The organism is Vibrio sp. ES.051 (assembly GCF_002563795.1).
Classification (GTDB): domain Bacteria; phylum Pseudomonadota; class Gammaproteobacteria; order Enterobacterales; family Vibrionaceae; genus Vibrio.
In genome coordinates, this window is sequence record NZ_PDJL01000004.1 from 399929 (window position 1) to 417233 (window position 17305).

Consider the following 17305-nt stretch of genomic DNA (forward strand, 5'->3'; position numbering starts at 1 on the left):
TCGTGAAGTTCAAAGCAATGCTTACTCGGCATCTTCTGAGTTGGCATCGTTATATACCACTTCATCCTTTACTTCTTTCGCTTCGACAACCATATCGACCGTTTGGTTATCGATAAGACGCGCTTTACCCAAGAATGCAGACATCAAGATCACCGCTTGTGTTGTGTCGGCAGTGATGGATTGTAACGTACGAGCATCTCGGATGAATATTTCATCAGGGTGTAAGCCAGCGGCGCGAAGTTGGTCGCTTGCATCTTCAATAATCGAGGCATAGTCGTCACGGCCGCCACGAATAGTGCTGCTAATCCAACGCATAGTGCGAGCCAATACGGGCGCACGCTGACGTTCATCCAGCGTTAGCAGACTATTACGTGAACTCATTGCCAGTCCATCCATTTCACGCACGGTTGGAACGCCGATGATTTCAATATCCATTGCGAGATCAATGACCATCTTGCGGATAACAGCAAGTTGTTGAAAGTCTTTTTCACCGAAACAGGCCACATCCGGTTGTACGATGTTAAATAGCTTATTCACGATGGTAGTCACACCACGGAAGTGTCCTGGGCGAGAAGCGCCTTCTAAAATGCTCGAAAGGCCGGGAACATCAACCGAAGTCTGTTTATCAAGCCCGTCGGGATAGATAACTTCTGGTGTCGGCGTGAATACCACATCCACCCCTTCCGCCGTGAGCTTGCTTAAATCTTCTTCAAGTGTACGTGGGTAGTTAGTTAAATCGTCTGCACGGTCAAACTGCATCGGGTTAACAAAGATGCTTACAACAACGATATCAGCGTATTCGCGTGCTTGACGAACTAATGTTAAGTGACCTTCATGAAGGTTGCCCATGGTTGGGACAAACGCGACTTTACGCCCTTCACGTTTATAGGTTTTGATTTGTTCACGAATTGCTGAGATTTCCGCAAAAGTTTGCATGCATTTATCCTCTAGGCAATGGTATGAGCGTCGTCTGGGAATACACCGTTTGCAACATCTTCTTTATATTTTGCAACGGCTTTGCGCATATCACCGGTTTCCGCAAGAAAGTTTTTGGAGAATTTAGGCATGTAGTTAGCCGAAATGCCAAACATGTCATGCATCACAAGAATTTGACCGTCAGTAACATTGCCTGCTCCAATACCGATAACTGGCACGTCGAGCACTTGGGTAATGCGTTGTGCCAATTCTGCAGGGACACATTCTAATAGTACAATTTGAGCCCCGGCTTCTTGCAGTGCGAGGGCGTCTTTGACCATGCGATCCGCATTTTCTTGATCGCGGCCTTGAACTTTATAACCACCGAAAATGTTAACGGACTGAGGGGTTAAGCCAAGGTGAGCACAAACAGGAACGGCACGTTGAGTCAACATTTTCACGGTATCAACTAACCAGTCTCCACCTTCAATTTTTACCATATTGGCACCAGCACGCATCAGTGTCGCCGCATTTTCGCAAGCTTGTTCTGGCGTGGCATAGCTCATGAATGGCATGTCTGCCATCAGTAAACAATTTGGACTACCAGCGCGTACGCAGCGAGTGTGGTAAGCGATATCTTCTACCGTGACGGGAAGCGTATCGTTGTGGCCTTGCAAAACCATGCCTAATGAATCGCCGACAAGAAGGACTGGCATTTCTTGGCTTTCAAAAAGTTGGGCAAAGCTCGCATCGTAAGCGGTCGAAGTAGCAAATTTACGACCTTCTTGTTTCCACTTGATGAGGTCGTTGATGGTGATTTTTTTCATGGTTTTATCCTTACTAGGAGTTGGCTATGACAGCCAAATACTGAGGCCGTTTCTATCTACTTGTTTGAGTAGAGAAGAGACCTCGGTCCCATCAGGGAGTTGTAAACTTGGTGCAATTTCCGCAAGAGGGTAGAGTACGAATTCACGCTCTTTCATTCCATAATGAGGAACAGTAAGCCTTGCGGAATGAATCACCTCATTACCATAAAGCACAATGTCGAGGTCCAACGTTCTGGGTCCCCAACGTTCGTCTTTACGGACACGCCCCTGTTCTTGCTCAATAGCTTGAGTGCAATCGAGTAACTCAATCGGCGTCAAACTGGTGTTAATCGCCACAACCGCATTGATGTAATCTGGTTGATCCTGTGGTCCCATCGGTGCGCTGCTGTAAAGCGAAGAAGCTTGAATAAATTCTGATTTAGGCAGTGCTTTTAGTGATTCAATAGCATGTTTCGCTTGGCTGACAGGATCAGCCAAGTTACTGCCTACCGCAATATACGCTGTGATCACGATTTAGGCTTACTTTTTTTCTTGCGGTAGTTTTTACGACGGCGTTGCCCTGATTTAGGGGCTTGACTGTCTAAATCGGCTGTCATCGCTTGACGCATTTCTCGGCCGGCATTTTGGAAAGTTTCCCACCACTTAGCAAGCTGCTGAGTTTCATCGCCTTCAATTTCACCGCGCATTTCAAGAAAATCATAGCCTGCTCTGAATTTATTCAGCTCCATAAGACGAGATGCACGCTTGCCACTGCGTCGAGGAAGACGTAATTGTAGTTGCCAAATCTCGCGAATGGTCGCGGTATGACGTCGTGGAATGGCAATCGTACGGACTTGCTCGTCGAGAATAATGTTGCTCGCTTCCATAACGGCGTCGTAATGGTCTAGATTCAGCTCTTCCATGAGTTTGTCGGCTTTGGCGCACAGTGGATACCACAACATCGCTGCAAACATGAAGGCAGGATTGATGCGTTTGCCATCTTCGATGCGCATGTCGGTGGAGTCCAGCACCAGATCCAACATTTGCTCAGTGCGTGATGAGTAATCTTCGGTGAAGTGTTCGGCAATCGTCGGGAAAAGCTGTTGGAATAGGTTGTATTCGCGCAGCAGGTGGTAGGTTTCTAAACCATGGCCTGATTGCAACAGTTTTAACGACTCTTCAAAGAGACGAGCGGAGGGGATCTCACGCAGCAACGGAGCCATGTCTTCAATGGGCGCGGCAGTATCTTCTTCAATATCGAAGTCGAGTTTCACAGCGAAACGAATGGCACGCAGCATGCGCACGGGATCTTCACGGTAACGGGTCTCTGGCTCGCCAATCAAACGAATGAGGCGGTCTTCGAGATCTTCGATACCACGAGCGTAGTCGTGAATAGAATAGTCCGCGATGTTGTAGTACATCGAGTTGATCGTGAAGTCACGGCGCTCAGCATCTTCATCAACCGTGCCGTACACGTTGTCGCGCAGCAGCATACCTTCTTTCGATTGCTGAGAAGTGCTCTTGTTCTTTTGTTCTTGGTGGTGACCACGGAAAGTCGCAACTTCAATGATGTCCCGGCCAAACATAATATGGGCCAAGCGAAAGCGGCGACCAATCAAACGGCAGTTTCTAAATAGCTGTTTGATTTGTTCCGGTGTTGCGTTAGTCGCAATGTCAAAGTCTTTTGGTTTCTGTCCAAGCAACAAGTCTCGAACCCCGCCACCCACAAGAAAAGCGTCGAAACCAGCACCATTTAGGCGGTACAGTACCTTCAGTGCATTATCACTGATCTGTTTACGCGAAATGTTGTGCTCTTCACGAGTTATTACATTGAGAGCGAGCTCTGGAATAGTGGCAGGTTCGCTTGGAGTATAGTCGTTTGTATTCATGTGCATCTGGCAATAACTGGGTTTAATCCAATCTTGCTTTGGTTGAGTATCTGTGCCCTAAGGCTGATTTTGCGGCTAATGATAGCCTACACAGTGCCATTTGAGAATCACAGTGTGATCTCGTTCTCTGCTGGAAGCTGTTCCAAGCGCCAGTTTTTGCAGCCCCAACGAAGAATTTCTTCGATGTTGGCGGCTTTTATATCTTCAGGGATATCAAACCCTAAAAATGTCATAGCGCGCAACAGAGTTGGCCTCGGGTTGTCTATATCAATGGCCGTCGCGTGATTTTGTTTCGACAGTTTATTGCCGTTATTGTCCATCGCCAATGGTAAATGCAAGTAGCGAACCTCTGGCTGTCCAAGGATTTGGTATAAGCTGATTTGGCGTCCAGTGGGTTCAATTAAATCTGCCCCTCGAACGACTTCGGTAATACCTTGGTTGATGTCGTCTAATACTACCGCAAGATTATACGCAAATAACCCATCTCGACGTTTAATAATGAAATCTTCATTAGCTAATTGCTCAGGAATCGTAATCGTTCCACGCTTTTGGTCGAAAAAGTGTTCAATGGGCTTGGTCATTTTTAGGCGAATTGCGCCGTCTTTCAAGTTTTTATCTCGACAAATACCAGAATAAAAGCCGCCATGCTCTCTTATTTGCTTGCGAGTACATTGACAATAGTAGGCATTCCTATTTGTTAACCAAGCATCAACTTGTGCTTGGTAGAAGTCATGACGTTGACTCTGATAAACCACTTCGTCGTCCCAATGCAGTTGGTACGCTTGGAGAGCATCAAGGATGATTTGCGCCGCCCCTGGCATTTCTCTCGGTGGATCGAGATCTTCAATGCGGACCAACCATTTGCCATGATTTGCTTTCGCTTGGAAGTAACTACCAAGAGCGGCAACTAAGGAACCAAAATGTAGTGGCCCAGAAGGAGATGGGGCGAATCGGCCAACATAGCGTGTCATGCGTGTGCCTCTAAAAAATAGGCTTACCTAATCAAAAATAAATTATATCAATCTAAATAAGTACTTGCTTATGCAAATGAGATAGCTCGAACGTAGATGGTATCCACGATAAAGTGTTCAGTGAGATGTTGCCAAAACAAAAAGGGAGCCAGAGCTCCCTTCAATAATCAAAAAATGCTTGGTTGATTAACCTTGCATCTGCTTCTCTTTGATTTCTGCAAGTGTTTTACAGTCAATACAAAGATCAGCGGTTGGACGTGCTTCAAGACGGCGAACGCCAATCTCTACACCACAAGATTCACAGAAGCCGAAATCGTCTTCTTTGATTTTGTCCAAAGTCTTTTCAATCTTCTTGATCAAACGGCGTTCACGGTCACGGTTACGCAGTTCTACGCTGAACTCTTCCTCTTGAGAGGCGCGGTCAACTGGATCTGGGAAGTTTGCTGCTTCGTCTTGCATGTGGTGAACAGTACGATTCACTTCAGCTCTTAGTTGGTCACGCCAAGCAGATAAGATTTTCGTAAAGTGTTCAACCTGCTCTGGTGACATGTATTCTTCACCAGGTTTTTCCTGATATGGCTCCACGCCTGCAATGGCTAGGATGCCTATCGTTTTTTTCTTTGATTCTGGCATACAGCATCTCCTACTTACACCTAGTCAACTGCTCCGCAGTCAATTTAAGGCGGGTATCTATAGCAAAAAGAGGCGGTGCAAGCAAATACTGAATCGCAAAGTTATCGTCAATGTGAAGACAACATCATTTTTTCTCTTAATTGATAAAATCAATAGTGGAAATCAGCTGCATTCCAGTATTGCTCAGTTCAGCTTTGTAGCAGAGAACTTCCACTCCAGCGTCTTGTGCTTGTTTGAGTAATAGTGAATATTTCGCGTCTATATGGCGTGCCGCGGATACTTTTTCAATACCTGAATGTAAAACAGTGAATAAAAGTATGGCTCTACTTCCATTTTGTGCCATTTCTGTGAGCTCTCTCAGATGCTTTTGTCCTCGAGTCGTGACTGCATCAGGGAAGTATCCTTGTCCAGTTGATCCTGCCTCATCAAGAAGTGTGACACTTTTCACTTCTATATAGCACTTCGGTTTGTCGCTTGCGCAGAGCAAGATATCAATTCGGCTATTTTCATTTCCGTATTTCACTTCAGTTTGAAGTGTGTCATAACCACAAAGCTCTGAAATGACCTTGTTTTCGATAGCTTCAACCGCCAATTGATTCGCTCGAGCAGTATTAATACAAATCCTGTGCCCCTCTGGCGTTTCACTGAGCTCCCAGCTATTTGGGTATTTACGTTTTGGGTTATCGGAAGTGGAATACCAAACTTTGTTGCCCGGCGTGGCACAACCTGTCATTGCGCCTGTGTTCGCGCAATGGATCGTGCGGATTTCACCAGTGTCGAGTTTGATGTCGGCAAGGAATCGTTTATAGCGTTTGAGTAGAGTAGCGGACTCTAAAGCGGGTTCGAAATGCATGTGTTTATTTATTTAGACGAGAATTTTTTATGTACAATGTTGCCAACATTACACCACAAGGTATTTCCTTTGTCACAATTGCCGATTGAAGCCGTGATGCCTCAGCTGTTGACGGCGGTTAAACATCAACATCAAGTGATCTTAAAAGCGGCACCTGGTGCGGGTAAGTCGACTTATTTTCCGTTGCAATTACTTCTAACCCAGTCCGTCACTGGAAAAATTATCATGCTTGAACCAAGGCGATTAGCCGCGCGTAATATTGCCCGTTACCTTGCCAAGCAGTTAGGAGAAAAGGTTGGTCAGCGCGTTGGTTATCGTGTTCGCGGCGAGACAAAGGTAGGCTCAGCAACGCAGCTGGAGATTGTCACGGAAGGGGTCATGACACGCATGATTCAAGATGATCCTGAGCTGGATGGGGTTGATTTACTGATCTTTGACGAGTTCCACGAACGCAGCATTCATGCCGATACGGCTTTAGCTTTTAGTTTAGAGGTGCAAGAAGCGTTGCGTGACGATCTCAAGTTGGTGGTAATGTCGGCAACGTTAGATCAAGGTGCCTTACAATCGTTATTACCGGAAGCAAGTTACATTGAATCAAAGGGGCGCAGTTTTGCGGTAGAAACGCGTTATATGCCTTTAGGGATAAATGACCATCTACCGGCGAGGATGGCGAAAACGATTCAAAACCTGATGAATGAAGAGTCAGGCTCTTTATTGGCTTTTCTGCCCGGAGTGGCAGCGATTAACCAAGTCGAAGAACGGCTATCGCTGTTGGCGGATGATATTGAGGTGTGTCCACTTTATGGTCAACTGAATTTCGCTGATCAGCAAAAAGCGATTGCGCCTGCAGATCAGGGAAAGCGAAAGGTGGTATTGGCGACGAACATCGCCGAAACTTCATTAACGATCGAAGGGATCCGTCTTGTTGTTGATTCCGGATTAGAACGTATCGCGCGTTTTGATTTGAAAAATGGATTGACGCGCTTAGAGCAAGTTCGCATTGCGCAATCTTCTGCGATTCAGCGCGCAGGACGAGCCGGACGGACAGAAGAGGGAGTCTGTGTACGGCTTTATTCTGAAAGCCAGTTTAAGCAGCAGCCTCAAGTCTCTCAGCCAGAAATGCTTCATTCCGATTTGGCCAGTTTAGTTATGGAACTCGCCTTTTGGGGCGCTCACGATATCCGCGAACTAAAATGGCTTGATATGCCTTCTTGTGCTGCTTTAAAGCAAGCGAAACAATTATTGACATCACTCGGTCTGTTGACGATTCAAGGTCAATTGACCTCCGAGGGTAAACAAGCGCAGCAACTTGGTGTGGAACCCAGAGCCGCGGCGATGTTAATCCAATCGCAACCCTACAGTGACAAGATGTTAAATACGGCTCTGGCCGCGGTCGCCCTTATTGAAGAGCCTGAACGTAACGTGACGAATATTGCTCATAGCCTGCATCGTTGGCTTGTTGGTGCTCATCCCAAAAAGTCGCAGCTGTTCAAGCGTGCTCAATCTCTTGCGTACAAATTGGATACGGAATTTGACCTGAAAGGCGTGGATGAAAAAGCATTACCGCTGGTGTTAAGTTTGGCATTTCCCGATCGCATCGCACAACAACGAGCGAATCAATTCGGTCGATTTACGTTGGCGAATGGTCACGGTGCGGAATGTCGTCCGGAAGAAATGTTGGGCAACTGTGAGTATTTGGTGGCGGTTGATTTAATGCGTTCACACTCTAATTCGAGCCAAATACATTTGGCGTGTGAATTGAACGTCAATATGTTGCGAGCAACTTTTGACTCGCTATTTTCATCTGAAGAAGTGGTGGATTGGGACGAAAAAAGAGGGCGTTTAGTGGCCGAACGCCAAACAAAGCTCGGTCAGTTAGTGATTGAGCGAGAGGGATTGCCGAGCCCGAGTCAAGAAAAAATGACACAAGCTTTACTTACTTATGTTCGTCGTCAGGGCTTGCAAAGTCTAAACTGGACACCCGCATCAGAACGTCTTTTAGAACGAATTCGCTGTGCAGTGGAATGGCTCCCTGAACAACCATGGCCGAGCTTTGAAAACTCTGAGTTGCTCGATTCCTTGGAGGAGTGGTTGGAGCCGTATATGGTTTCGGTCTCATCGGTAAAAGAGTTACATAACATTAATATAGTTGAAGCGCTAAATGCTCGTTTAGGATGGCCGCTCAACCAGAACCTCGATCAATGGTTGCCCGAGCATTACCAATTATCGACGGGAACGAAGAAGCGTATCCGTTATCAGTATGGACATGACCCGGTGCTGTCGGTGCGCATGCAAGAGGTGTTTGGTGAAAGTTCATCACCTACAGTGGCACTTGGACGAAAGCGCTTAATCTTGGAGTTACTTTCTCCTGCACAGCGCCCACTTCAGATGACGTCGGATCTCGCCGCCTTTTGGCGGGGGAGCTACAAAGAAGTGCAAAAAGAGATGAAAGGACGTTATCCGAAGCACGTATGGCCTGATGATCCTGCCAATCATACAGCAACCACGAAAACAAAAAGACAATTGAATAATGACTAACAGTAAAAAGCCTAGCGCGAAAAAAGCGCCAGCGAAGAAGAGTACAACCAAGAAAGGGCCGACAAAACGAACTCGACGTACGCCGAGTAAGAAGCCCACCAACGAGAAACGCTCTTGGCTCAAAATTTTGTGGTCATTGAGCTGGAAAGCCGGTGTTGCGCTTGCTGCTGTATTACTGTTTGTCGGTATCTATTTACACAGTGTGGTGAAAGAGCGCTTCGACGGCCAACTGTTTGAGTTGCCAACGGTAGTATACGCCCGTATTTTGAACCTAAGCCCTGGTGATAACATTACCATTCAAGAGCTCCGCAATGAGCTTGATGTATTAAATTACCGCAAGGTGAGCCAACCTCGTTATCCAGGTGAATATTCTTCTTCTACAACTCGTATTGAGTTGATTCGTCGTCCGTTTGAGTTTACGGACGGACCTGAGCCTGATCGCCATGTGATGCTGCATTTTTCAGACTCAGGGCTGCACCGGATTCAGTCTCTAGAGTCTCGTGGTGAGCTCGGTTATTTGCGTCTCGAACCGAAAATGTTGGGAATGTTAGAGAAAGGCCAAGATGAACAGCGCTTATTCCTTCGCCGAGATCAGTTCCCAGAAATTCTAGTCGATGCACTGCTTGCGACTGAAGATCGAGATTTCTATCAACATGATGGCGTTTCTCCATTGGCCATCGCACGGGCATTGGTGGCGAATATTAAGGCGGGTCGCACGGTTCAAGGTGGCAGCACCTTAACTCAGCAGTTGGCAAAAAACCTGTTTTTAACCCGTGATAAAACCTTATGGCGCAAAATACGAGAGGCTTATATTGCGTTAATTTTGGATTATCGCTATAGCAAAGATCGTATCCTAGAGGCGTACTTGAATGAGGTGTACTTAGGCCAAAACGGCGGTGAAGCGATTCATGGGTTTGGGTTGGCATCACGCTACTACTTTGGGCAACCGATCCAAGAGCTGCGTATTGACCAACTGGCGATGTTGGTCGGTATGGTCAAAGGGCCGTCTTACTACAACCCAATTCGTTACCCTGACCGCACCAAAGAGCGTCGTGATCTGGTGTTACGTTTGTTGATGCAGCAAAACATACTGACATCTCAACAATATGAACAAGCGGCCAGCCACCCGCTTGATACTCAAAGCAAGCCGCGCATTGCCAGCCGTCAGCCAGCTTACTTCGAACAGTTGAGCATTGAGTTGAAAGAGAAAGTTGGTCAGCAATTCAAGGCAGAAACGGGACTACGTGTGTTTACGTCTCTCGATCCTGTGTCACAAAGCAAGATGGAAGAGGCGGTGGCGAAACAGATCCCACAGCTCGCAAAACGAGGTGGTAAAGAATTGGAAGCGGCGGCGGTAGCGGTTGATCGTCACAGTGGTGAGATCCGCGCGATGGTCGGCGGTAAACGAGTCGGCTACGAAGGGTTCAACCGTGCACTCAATGCCAGTCGCCCAATCGGCTCTTTGGTGAAACCAGCCATTTATCTGACTGCTTTAGAGCAACCGGATAAATACCACTTAGGGACGACCTTACACGACACGCCATTAAGCTTAAAAAGTAATGAAGGTACGGTTTGGACACCGCGTAATTATGATCGTAAATACCGTGGTGATGTGCCACTGTACCTTGCATTAGCGAAGTCGCTAAACGTACCGACGGTGCGCTTGGGGATGGAGTTAGGTATCCCTGAAGTGTCTGAAACGTTGGCGCGTTTGGGGGTCGATAAAGATGAAATACGTCCTGTTCCTTCTATGTTTTTGGGCGCTTTTTCATTAACGCCTTTTGAAGTCGCCCAGATGTATCAAACGCTGACGAACTCAGGTAAGCGGGCGAAATTAACCGCACTTCGATCGGTGATAGATATGCAAGGAAATGTGCTGTATCAATCCTTGCCTCGTTCATCAAGAGCTGTGGATGAGCAGGCAGCTTGGTTAACCACCTACGCGATGAAGCAGGGAGTGGCGCAGGGCACAGGCCGATTCTTACAACACCAATTTGCTTGGGCGGCGCTGGCTGGGAAAACCGGTACCAGTAACGATAACCGAGACAGTTGGTTTGTTGGCATCGATGGCCGTGAAGTGACCACTATTTGGCTTGGTCGTGATGATAATAAACCCGTCAACCTCACCGGTTCGAGCGGTGCATTACGAGTGTATGCGGAATATTTAAAGCAACGCATTCCTGAGCGCTTAGTGCTCCCGTGGCCAAGAGAAATCACGACTTTGGGCTTTAAACCGATGTTCGGTGGTAGCTTGCAAATGAATTGTCGTAGTGATTATAAGCTGCCAATTTGGGATAAAACGGGGCAGATCAAACAGCAGTGTGAGAAAAAATCGAATTGGTTGAATAGTTTATTTGATTGGTAGTGTCGCCAAATTGTTAACATTAACTTGTCTCACTGGTCAATTATTAGTACATATTAGGGGCGGCTAGTAGTGCAATATTACTAACATCATTAGAGTTCATATGTTTAGGTATTCAGTAAAGGAAGAAGTGAATGTTCAAAAAGTCGTTATCAAGCTCATTAACTCGCTATTTCGCGCTCTGGATGAGTTTCTTTTTGAGCATGAATCCTTCCTGTGTTCTGGCGACAAGTCATGATTCTGGGTCGCGTCCTAAAGTGGCGGTCGTTCTTGCTGGTGGTGGAGCAAAAGGGGCCGCGCACATCGGGGTTTTAAAAGCACTGGAAGAGATGCAGATTCCAGTGGACATCGTCACAGGTACAAGCATGGGCGCTTACGTTGGTGGGTTGTACGCCACAGGCATGAGTGCTGATGAGATTGAAAGTTTTATCTACACCGTTGACTGGAACAGTGGCTATCGAGATCGTGTCGATCGTAGTCAGCGTCGTGTTCGTGACAAAGAATATGAAGACCGTTATCAAATCACCACCGACCTAGGCGTAAGGTTTAGCGAAATTCGTGCGCCTACGGGCGTGGTGCAAGGTCAAAATATGCTACGTGTGTTACGAGAAACCACGGGTAACTTAGGCCGTTTTGATTCATTTGATGAACTAGCTATTCCTTATCGCTCTGTTGCTACCGATATTCTCGCTTTAGAAGAAGTGGTTCTCGGTAACGGCTATTTAGTGGATGCCATGATGGCGAGCATGTCGGTTCCTGGCGCTCTTCCTCCTTATAAACTCAACGGTCATATGCTTGTTGATGGTGGTGTGGTCAATAACATGCCCGTAGATGTGGCTCGTGCGATGGGGGCGGATGTGGTTATCGCAGTTGATATCAGCACTGACTACAAAACCGAAGACGAATTTACCGGCCTGTTTACCGTCGCCGATCAGCTTTCCAACTACCTTGTACGTCGTAGTACTCAGCAGCAGGTAGAAGCACTTGAGCCGCAAGATGTTTACATTCGACCTAATGTCGGCAGCATGGAAACCGTGGAGTTTGATAAAATGCCTTGGGCTTTTCAGTCCGGTTACGATATTACCAAGCAGCTTAAGTCGAAACTGAATGGGTTGAGTTTATCGAGCGCTGAATATCAAAAGTACATCGACCATAAACAAGCGGTGCGTAAAACGCTTGTGTATGGCGATAACCGCGTGGTTGATGACATCATGATTGTCAACAATACCCACTACAGTGATCTACTGCTTACTAACCGTCTTCAATTGGAAACCGGGCGCCGTATTCCGACTGCAGAAATTGAAAAAGCGGTGGAAAATCTCTATGCGCTTGATCGATTTGAATTGATTACCTACCACTTTGAGGAGGTCGATGGTGCAACGTTGCTGGTGTTTAAAGTCAATGAAAAGTCTTGGGGGCCAAACTATCTCAACTTTCGATTTTTTCTTGAAGATGACTTTGATAACGACAGCCAATACGGCATCGGCTTGTCTACCAACTTTACGAACTTGAACTCTCATGGCGCTGAGCTTACGCTGAATGTAGAAATGGGGACGGATAAATTAATTGGGGCCGAACTCTATTCCCCGGTGCTGTCTAGCCAAGAGCTTTTTGTTTCCGGTCGAGTCGCTTATAGCAACGAAGGTCGAAACCTGCCACTCAACGATCTTCAAAATACAGATTTGAATTCAGTCAATGACTTCTTTCCCGTCTCTTACAGTGACTTTACTGTCGAGCTTGCGGTGGGGCTTCAGCCGACATTATGGCAGGATCTTCGATTGGGAGGGCGTTACTCAACGGGCGACATTGAACTCTCGACATTAGCTTCAGCGGGGACGTTGGATTTTGATCGACGCGGTCTTTTTGCCAGTTATCGATTAGATACACTTGATGACTTTGCTTTCCCAACTCGTGGTCTATTGGTTGATTTGGAGTACCTTGTCTCTCATGACAAAAGCCCAACGGGTGATAGTGTGATAGATGCGAGAGGAAACGAAGAAGATACCGTGTATGAGATCTCGGCGCGATTTAAAGGCGCGGTGAGTCATCAGCGTCATACTTTAGTCGGACAGGCAGAGTACAGTTTTGTGGAAAGTAAAAACTCATCACTTCCCTTAGACCCAAGAGAGTTGGGCGGCTTTCTGAACTTATCTGGTATTCCGAGAAACAGTTTGATTGGGCAAAACCTATTTTATAGCAGTTTAGTCTATCGCTATAAATGGTTCGACAATGATTTTGGGTTATTTGAAGCACCTGTGTATTTAGGTGCGTCACTCGAACATGGTGGTGTGTGGTCGGATAATGACCTAAAGGTAAATGAAGCGCCGTTGTACAATGCGGGAGCCGTTTTCTTTGGGGTCGATTCACCAATCGGGCCCATTATGTTGGCGTATGGGCGTACTGAGCAGAATATGGATGCCGTGTATTTGATCGTCGGTACCTCGTTTAATTAACCGGGCAGAAGAAAGCAAAAACCTTGGTATTTTGGGGCAAAATAAGCAGGACTTTAGTCGTAAGTTGCTATGTTGGTCAAAATGATAATATTTTAATTTAAGGTTAAATTTGCTATTCTCTTGCCCACAGTTTGGCCTCTACGGCGCTGTTTCTCAATCATAATTGAATGAAAACAAGGGCAATGGGGAGCCAAGTTTCCAAGGATGTTCACTCCTTTACTTTAACAATAGTAATAATAAAGGAGGAACCGCAATGAGAGGAAAAAGTCGTGCTTGAAGCCTACCGTAAACACGTCGAAGAGCGTGCTGCCGAAGGAGTTGTTCCTAAACCGCTAGACGCAGAGCAAGTTGCTGGACTTGTAGAACTTCTGAAAAATCCCCCGCAAGGTGAAGAAGAGTTCATTCTTGACCTGCTTGAAAACCGAATCCCACCAGGTGTAGATGAAGCGGCTTACGTAAAAGCAGGCTTTCTAACTGCAGTAGCAAAAGATGAAGTCACTTCACCACTTGTGAGCCGTGCAAAGGCTGCTGAGCTACTGGGTACCATGCAAGGTGGTTATAATATCGCACCGTTAGTTGAATTACTTGATGATGAAGCACTGGCCGAAATTGCAGTGAAAGCTCTGTCTCATACGCTACTGATGTTTGATGCTTTTTACGACGTAGAAGAGAAAGCGAAAGCAGGTAATGCGCACGCACAGAAAGTGCTTCAATCATGGGCAGATGCAGAGTGGTTCCTATCCAAACCCAAGCTTGAAGAAAAAGTGACGTTAACCGTATTTAAAGTAACAGGTGAAACGAACACGGATGACCTTTCACCTGCGCCAGATGCTTGGTCTCGCCCAGATATTCCAGTCCACGCTCTAGCGATGCTGAAAAATGAACGTGAAGGTATCAACCCTGATCAACCGGGCAATATTGGTCCGATCAAGCAAATTGAAACGCTAAAAGAAAAAGGTCATCAACTGGTTTATGTTGGCGACGTTGTCGGTACTGGTTCTTCACGTAAATCTGCAACCAACTCCGTGCTTTGGTTTATGGGGGATGATATCCCGAATGTACCAAATAAGCGTGCTGGCGGTTACGTACTTGGCGGTAAGATCGCCCCAATCTTCTTTAACACAATGGAAGATGCCGGTGCCCTGCCGATTGAAGTGGACGTGACTAAGCTCAATATGGGGGATGTTATCGACGTATACCCATACCAAGGCAAAGTGTGTGACCATGAGTCAGGTGAAGTACTGGCTGAGTTTTCGCTAAAAACCGAAGTGCTGCTGGATGAAGTTCGTGCTGGAGGCCGTATTCCACTTATTATCGGTCGCGGTTTGACTGACAAAGCACGCCAATCGCTAGGTCTTGAGCCTTTTGATGTATTTCGTAAGCCTGGTGAAATTGCAGACTCTGGCAAAGGTTATACTCTGGCACAGAAAATGGTTGGTAAAGCTTGTGGCGTTGATGGTATTCGTCCAGGCACCTACTGTGAGCCTAAAATGACCACGGTTGGCTCTCAGGATACAACGGGTCCAATGACGCGCGATGAACTGAAAGATTTGGCGTGTCTTGGTTTCTCAGCTGACCTTGTCATGCAGTCGTTCTGTCACACATCGGCGTACCCAAAACCGGTTGATGTTAACACGCATCATACGCTTCCTGACTTTATTATGAACCGTGGCGGGGTATCACTTCGCCCTGGTGACGGTATCATTCACTCATGGCTAAACCGCATGTTACTGCCTGATACGGTAGGGACGGGCGGTGACTCGCATACTCGCTTCCCACTCGGTATTTCATTCCCTGCGGGGTCGGGTTTGGTCGCTTTTGCCGCCGCTACGGGGGTGATGCCTCTAGACATGCCTGAATCAATTTTGGTTCGCTTTAAAGGTAAGATGCAAGAGGGGATTACGCTACGAGACCTTGTGCATGCCATCCCTTACTATGCGATTCAACAAGGTCTGCTGACGGTAGAAAAAGCAGGTAAGATCAACGAGTTCTCTGGCCGTATCCTTGAGATTGAAGGCTTGGAAACCTTGACGGTTGAGCAAGCGTTTGAGCTCTCTGATGCTTCCGCCGAGCGTTCTGCGGCAGGTTGTACGGTTAAATTGTCTCAAGAGTCGATCGAAGAGTACCTAAACTCAAACATTGTCATGCTGAAGTGGATGATCTCGGAAGGCTACGGTAACCGCCGTACTATTGAGCGTCGTATCACCGCAATGGAAGAGTGGTTGGCGAAACCTGAGCTAATGGTGGCAGATAAAGACGCTGAATACGCACACGTTATTGAGATCGATATGGCTGAAATCAACGAGCCAGTACTGTGTGCACCAAATGACCCAGATGACGCCCGTTTGTTGTCTGAAGTGCAAGGTACTGCGATTGATGAAGTCTTCATTGGTTCTTGTATGACTAACATTGGCCACTTCAGAGCGGCAGGTAAGCTGCTAGATAAGTTCAACGGACAGCTTGCAACTCGTCTGTGGGTAGCGCCGCCAACGAAGATGGATAAAGATCAGCTGATAGAAGAAGGCTATTACGGCATCTTTGGCCGAGCAGGGGTGCGTATTGAAACGCCTGGATGTTCGTTATGTATGGGTAACCAAGCACGCGTTGCTGATAAGTCAACGGTGATGTCGACGTCTACACGTAACTTCCCGAACCGTCTAGGTACTGGTGCGAATGTTTACCTATCGTCTGCGGAACTAGCAGCCGTAGGGGCAATTCTTGGTAAGATTCCAACCAAACAAGAATACCTAGAATACGCGAAACAAATCGATGCTACGGCCACCGATACTTACCGCTACTTGAACTTCCATAAAATGGATCAATACACCAAGAAAGCGGATGAAGTGATCTTCCAAGAGCCTGCATAAGTTTAAATGCACAAGTAAAAAGCACCTCCAACGAGGTGCTTTTTTTATGGGCGCAATTCGCTATACTCCGCACCAAATTGATACGAAAAGGCAATCTCGATGGAATTTGAATTCATCCGTAATACGTTGATGGGCGAGTACTACGTAAAATGCAGCATGGGGCATGAGATTGTTGGGCGCTGGCTACAAGAAGAAATTGGCAAAGATCCGGTGAAAATTGCGCTGGTTGAAAAGCTAATTGAGCAGTCATTGTCATCGCCTTCTCAAGAGCATAGTTTAACTGGAACAGAAATTAGCTTGATGATTCAGGGCGATGAAGTCCTGGTGCAAGAAAATGCATTGGCCTATAACCATGATGTCGAGATGGAAAGTGAATTCGATTTCTACAATGCAGAAAGTACAGCAAGCTGTGGAATAGAGGACTTCATGATTCTTATCGAGCGATGGAAAGACTTTTTGAATATTTAGTGCACAGTTTTGGGTAACTTTCCTGCTGTTGCTTTAAATTTGTGAAAAGGGCGCACCGACATGGTGCGCCCTTTTTGTTTGTAGATATGTAAATTGACGTTAGTTTTTATTATTCAATAACTTAAAAACTTGGCACGTTGCTTGGATTAAGTAGAAGTGTTTCAGGATGAAAGCTTCGGAGAGAATTAAATGAAAATAATCAATGCCATTATTAAGCCGTTTAAGTTAGACGATGTTCGTGAAGCATTGGCTGATGTAGGTATCGAAGGAATGACGGTATCAGAAGTCAAAGGTTTTGGTCGTCAAAAAGGACACACAGAGTTATATCGCGGAGCGGAGTACCAAGTTGATTTCCTACCAAAAGTAAAAATAGAAATCGCAACTCACGCCGATAACGTCGAGCGGGTGGTAGAAGCCATCACAAAAGCGGCGCAAACAGGAAAAATTGGTGACGGTAAAATTTTTGTATACGACTTAAACCAAGCGGTGCGTATCCGAACGGGTGAAATGGACGCAGAAGCACTGTAAGTATTCAAGGGATTTGGAGAAA

13 protein-coding genes are annotated in these 17305 nt (G+C 46.5%); 6 read left to right on the forward strand and 7 right to left on the reverse strand.

Annotation, left to right across the window (positions count from 1 at the left end):
• Window positions 1-21: 21 nt before the first annotated feature.
• The 7 genes from panC to sfsA all read right to left on the reverse strand — a co-directional run bounded on the left by panC (window position 22) and on the right by sfsA (window position 6067).
• Window positions 22-936 (reverse strand): pantoate--beta-alanine ligase, encoded by a 915-nt coding sequence (gene panC, locus ATG66_RS08305; RefSeq protein ID WP_098414854.1) that lies wholly within the window; start codon window positions 934-936, stop codon window positions 22-24.
• An 11-nt stretch (window positions 937-947) separates the two neighbouring features.
• The gene (gene panB / locus ATG66_RS08310) at window positions 948-1742 is read right to left on the reverse strand and encodes a 3-methyl-2-oxobutanoate hydroxymethyltransferase (RefSeq protein WP_098414855.1); all 795 of its coding nucleotides are present in this window, start codon (window positions 1740-1742) and stop codon (window positions 948-950) included.
• A 24-nt stretch (window positions 1743-1766) separates the two neighbouring features.
• Window positions 1767-2252, reverse strand: coding sequence for a 2-amino-4-hydroxy-6-hydroxymethyldihydropteridine diphosphokinase (folK, locus tag ATG66_RS08315; protein ID WP_098414856.1), 486 nt, complete (start codon window positions 2250-2252; stop codon window positions 1767-1769).
• Complete coding sequence (gene pcnB, locus ATG66_RS08320; protein WP_179885624.1) at window positions 2249-3616, reverse strand: polynucleotide adenylyltransferase PcnB; 1368 nt, start codon at window positions 3614-3616, stop codon at window positions 2249-2251. The genes folK and pcnB overlap by 4 nt, the downstream gene beginning before the upstream one ends.
• Window positions 3617-3717: 101 nt before the next feature.
• Window positions 3718-4581, reverse strand: coding sequence for a tRNA glutamyl-Q(34) synthetase GluQRS (gene gluQRS, locus ATG66_RS08325; RefSeq protein WP_098414857.1), 864 nt, complete (start codon window positions 4579-4581; stop codon window positions 3718-3720).
• 186 nt (window positions 4582-4767) lie between these two features.
• On the reverse strand, window positions 4768-5214 hold the full coding sequence (gene dksA / locus ATG66_RS08330) for an RNA polymerase-binding protein DksA (RefSeq protein ID WP_098414858.1): 447 nt from the start codon (window positions 5212-5214) through the stop codon (window positions 4768-4770).
• 136 nt (window positions 5215-5350) lie between these two features.
• Window positions 5351-6067, reverse strand: coding sequence for a DNA/RNA nuclease SfsA (gene sfsA / locus ATG66_RS08335; protein ID WP_098414859.1), 717 nt, complete (start codon window positions 6065-6067; stop codon window positions 5351-5353).
• 36 nt (window positions 6068-6103) lie between these two features.
• On the opposite strand from sfsA, the gene hrpB reads away from it, so the two are divergent.
• The 6 genes from hrpB (at window position 6104) to ATG66_RS08365 (ending at window position 17283) form a co-directional block, all read left to right on the forward strand.
• Window positions 6104-8605 (forward strand): ATP-dependent helicase HrpB, encoded by a 2502-nt coding sequence (gene hrpB, locus ATG66_RS08340; protein ID WP_179885674.1) that lies wholly within the window; start codon window positions 6104-6106, stop codon window positions 8603-8605.
• Complete coding sequence (gene mrcB / locus ATG66_RS08345; RefSeq protein ID WP_098414860.1) at window positions 8598-10970, forward strand: penicillin-binding protein 1B; 2373 nt, start codon at window positions 8598-8600, stop codon at window positions 10968-10970. The genes hrpB and mrcB overlap by 8 nt, the downstream gene beginning before the upstream one ends.
• A gap of 131 nt (window positions 10971-11101) precedes the next feature.
• On the forward strand, window positions 11102-13420 hold the full coding sequence (locus ATG66_RS08350; protein WP_098414861.1) for a patatin-like phospholipase family protein: 2319 nt from the start codon (window positions 11102-11104) through the stop codon (window positions 13418-13420).
• A 269-nt stretch (window positions 13421-13689) separates the two neighbouring features.
• Window positions 13690-16287 carry a bifunctional aconitate hydratase 2/2-methylisocitrate dehydratase gene (gene acnB, locus ATG66_RS08355; RefSeq protein WP_098414862.1) on the forward strand — a complete coding sequence of 866 codons (2598 nt, stop codon included), beginning with the start codon at window positions 13690-13692 and terminating at the stop codon, window positions 16285-16287.
• A 99-nt stretch (window positions 16288-16386) separates the two neighbouring features.
• Complete coding sequence (locus tag ATG66_RS08360; protein WP_098414863.1) at window positions 16387-16755, forward strand: YacL family protein; 369 nt, start codon at window positions 16387-16389, stop codon at window positions 16753-16755.
• Between the two features lie 189 nt (window positions 16756-16944).
• Window positions 16945-17283 (forward strand): P-II family nitrogen regulator, encoded by a 339-nt coding sequence (locus ATG66_RS08365; protein ID WP_025507068.1) that lies wholly within the window; start codon window positions 16945-16947, stop codon window positions 17281-17283.
• The last annotated feature ends 22 nt before the right edge of the window (window positions 17284-17305 follow it).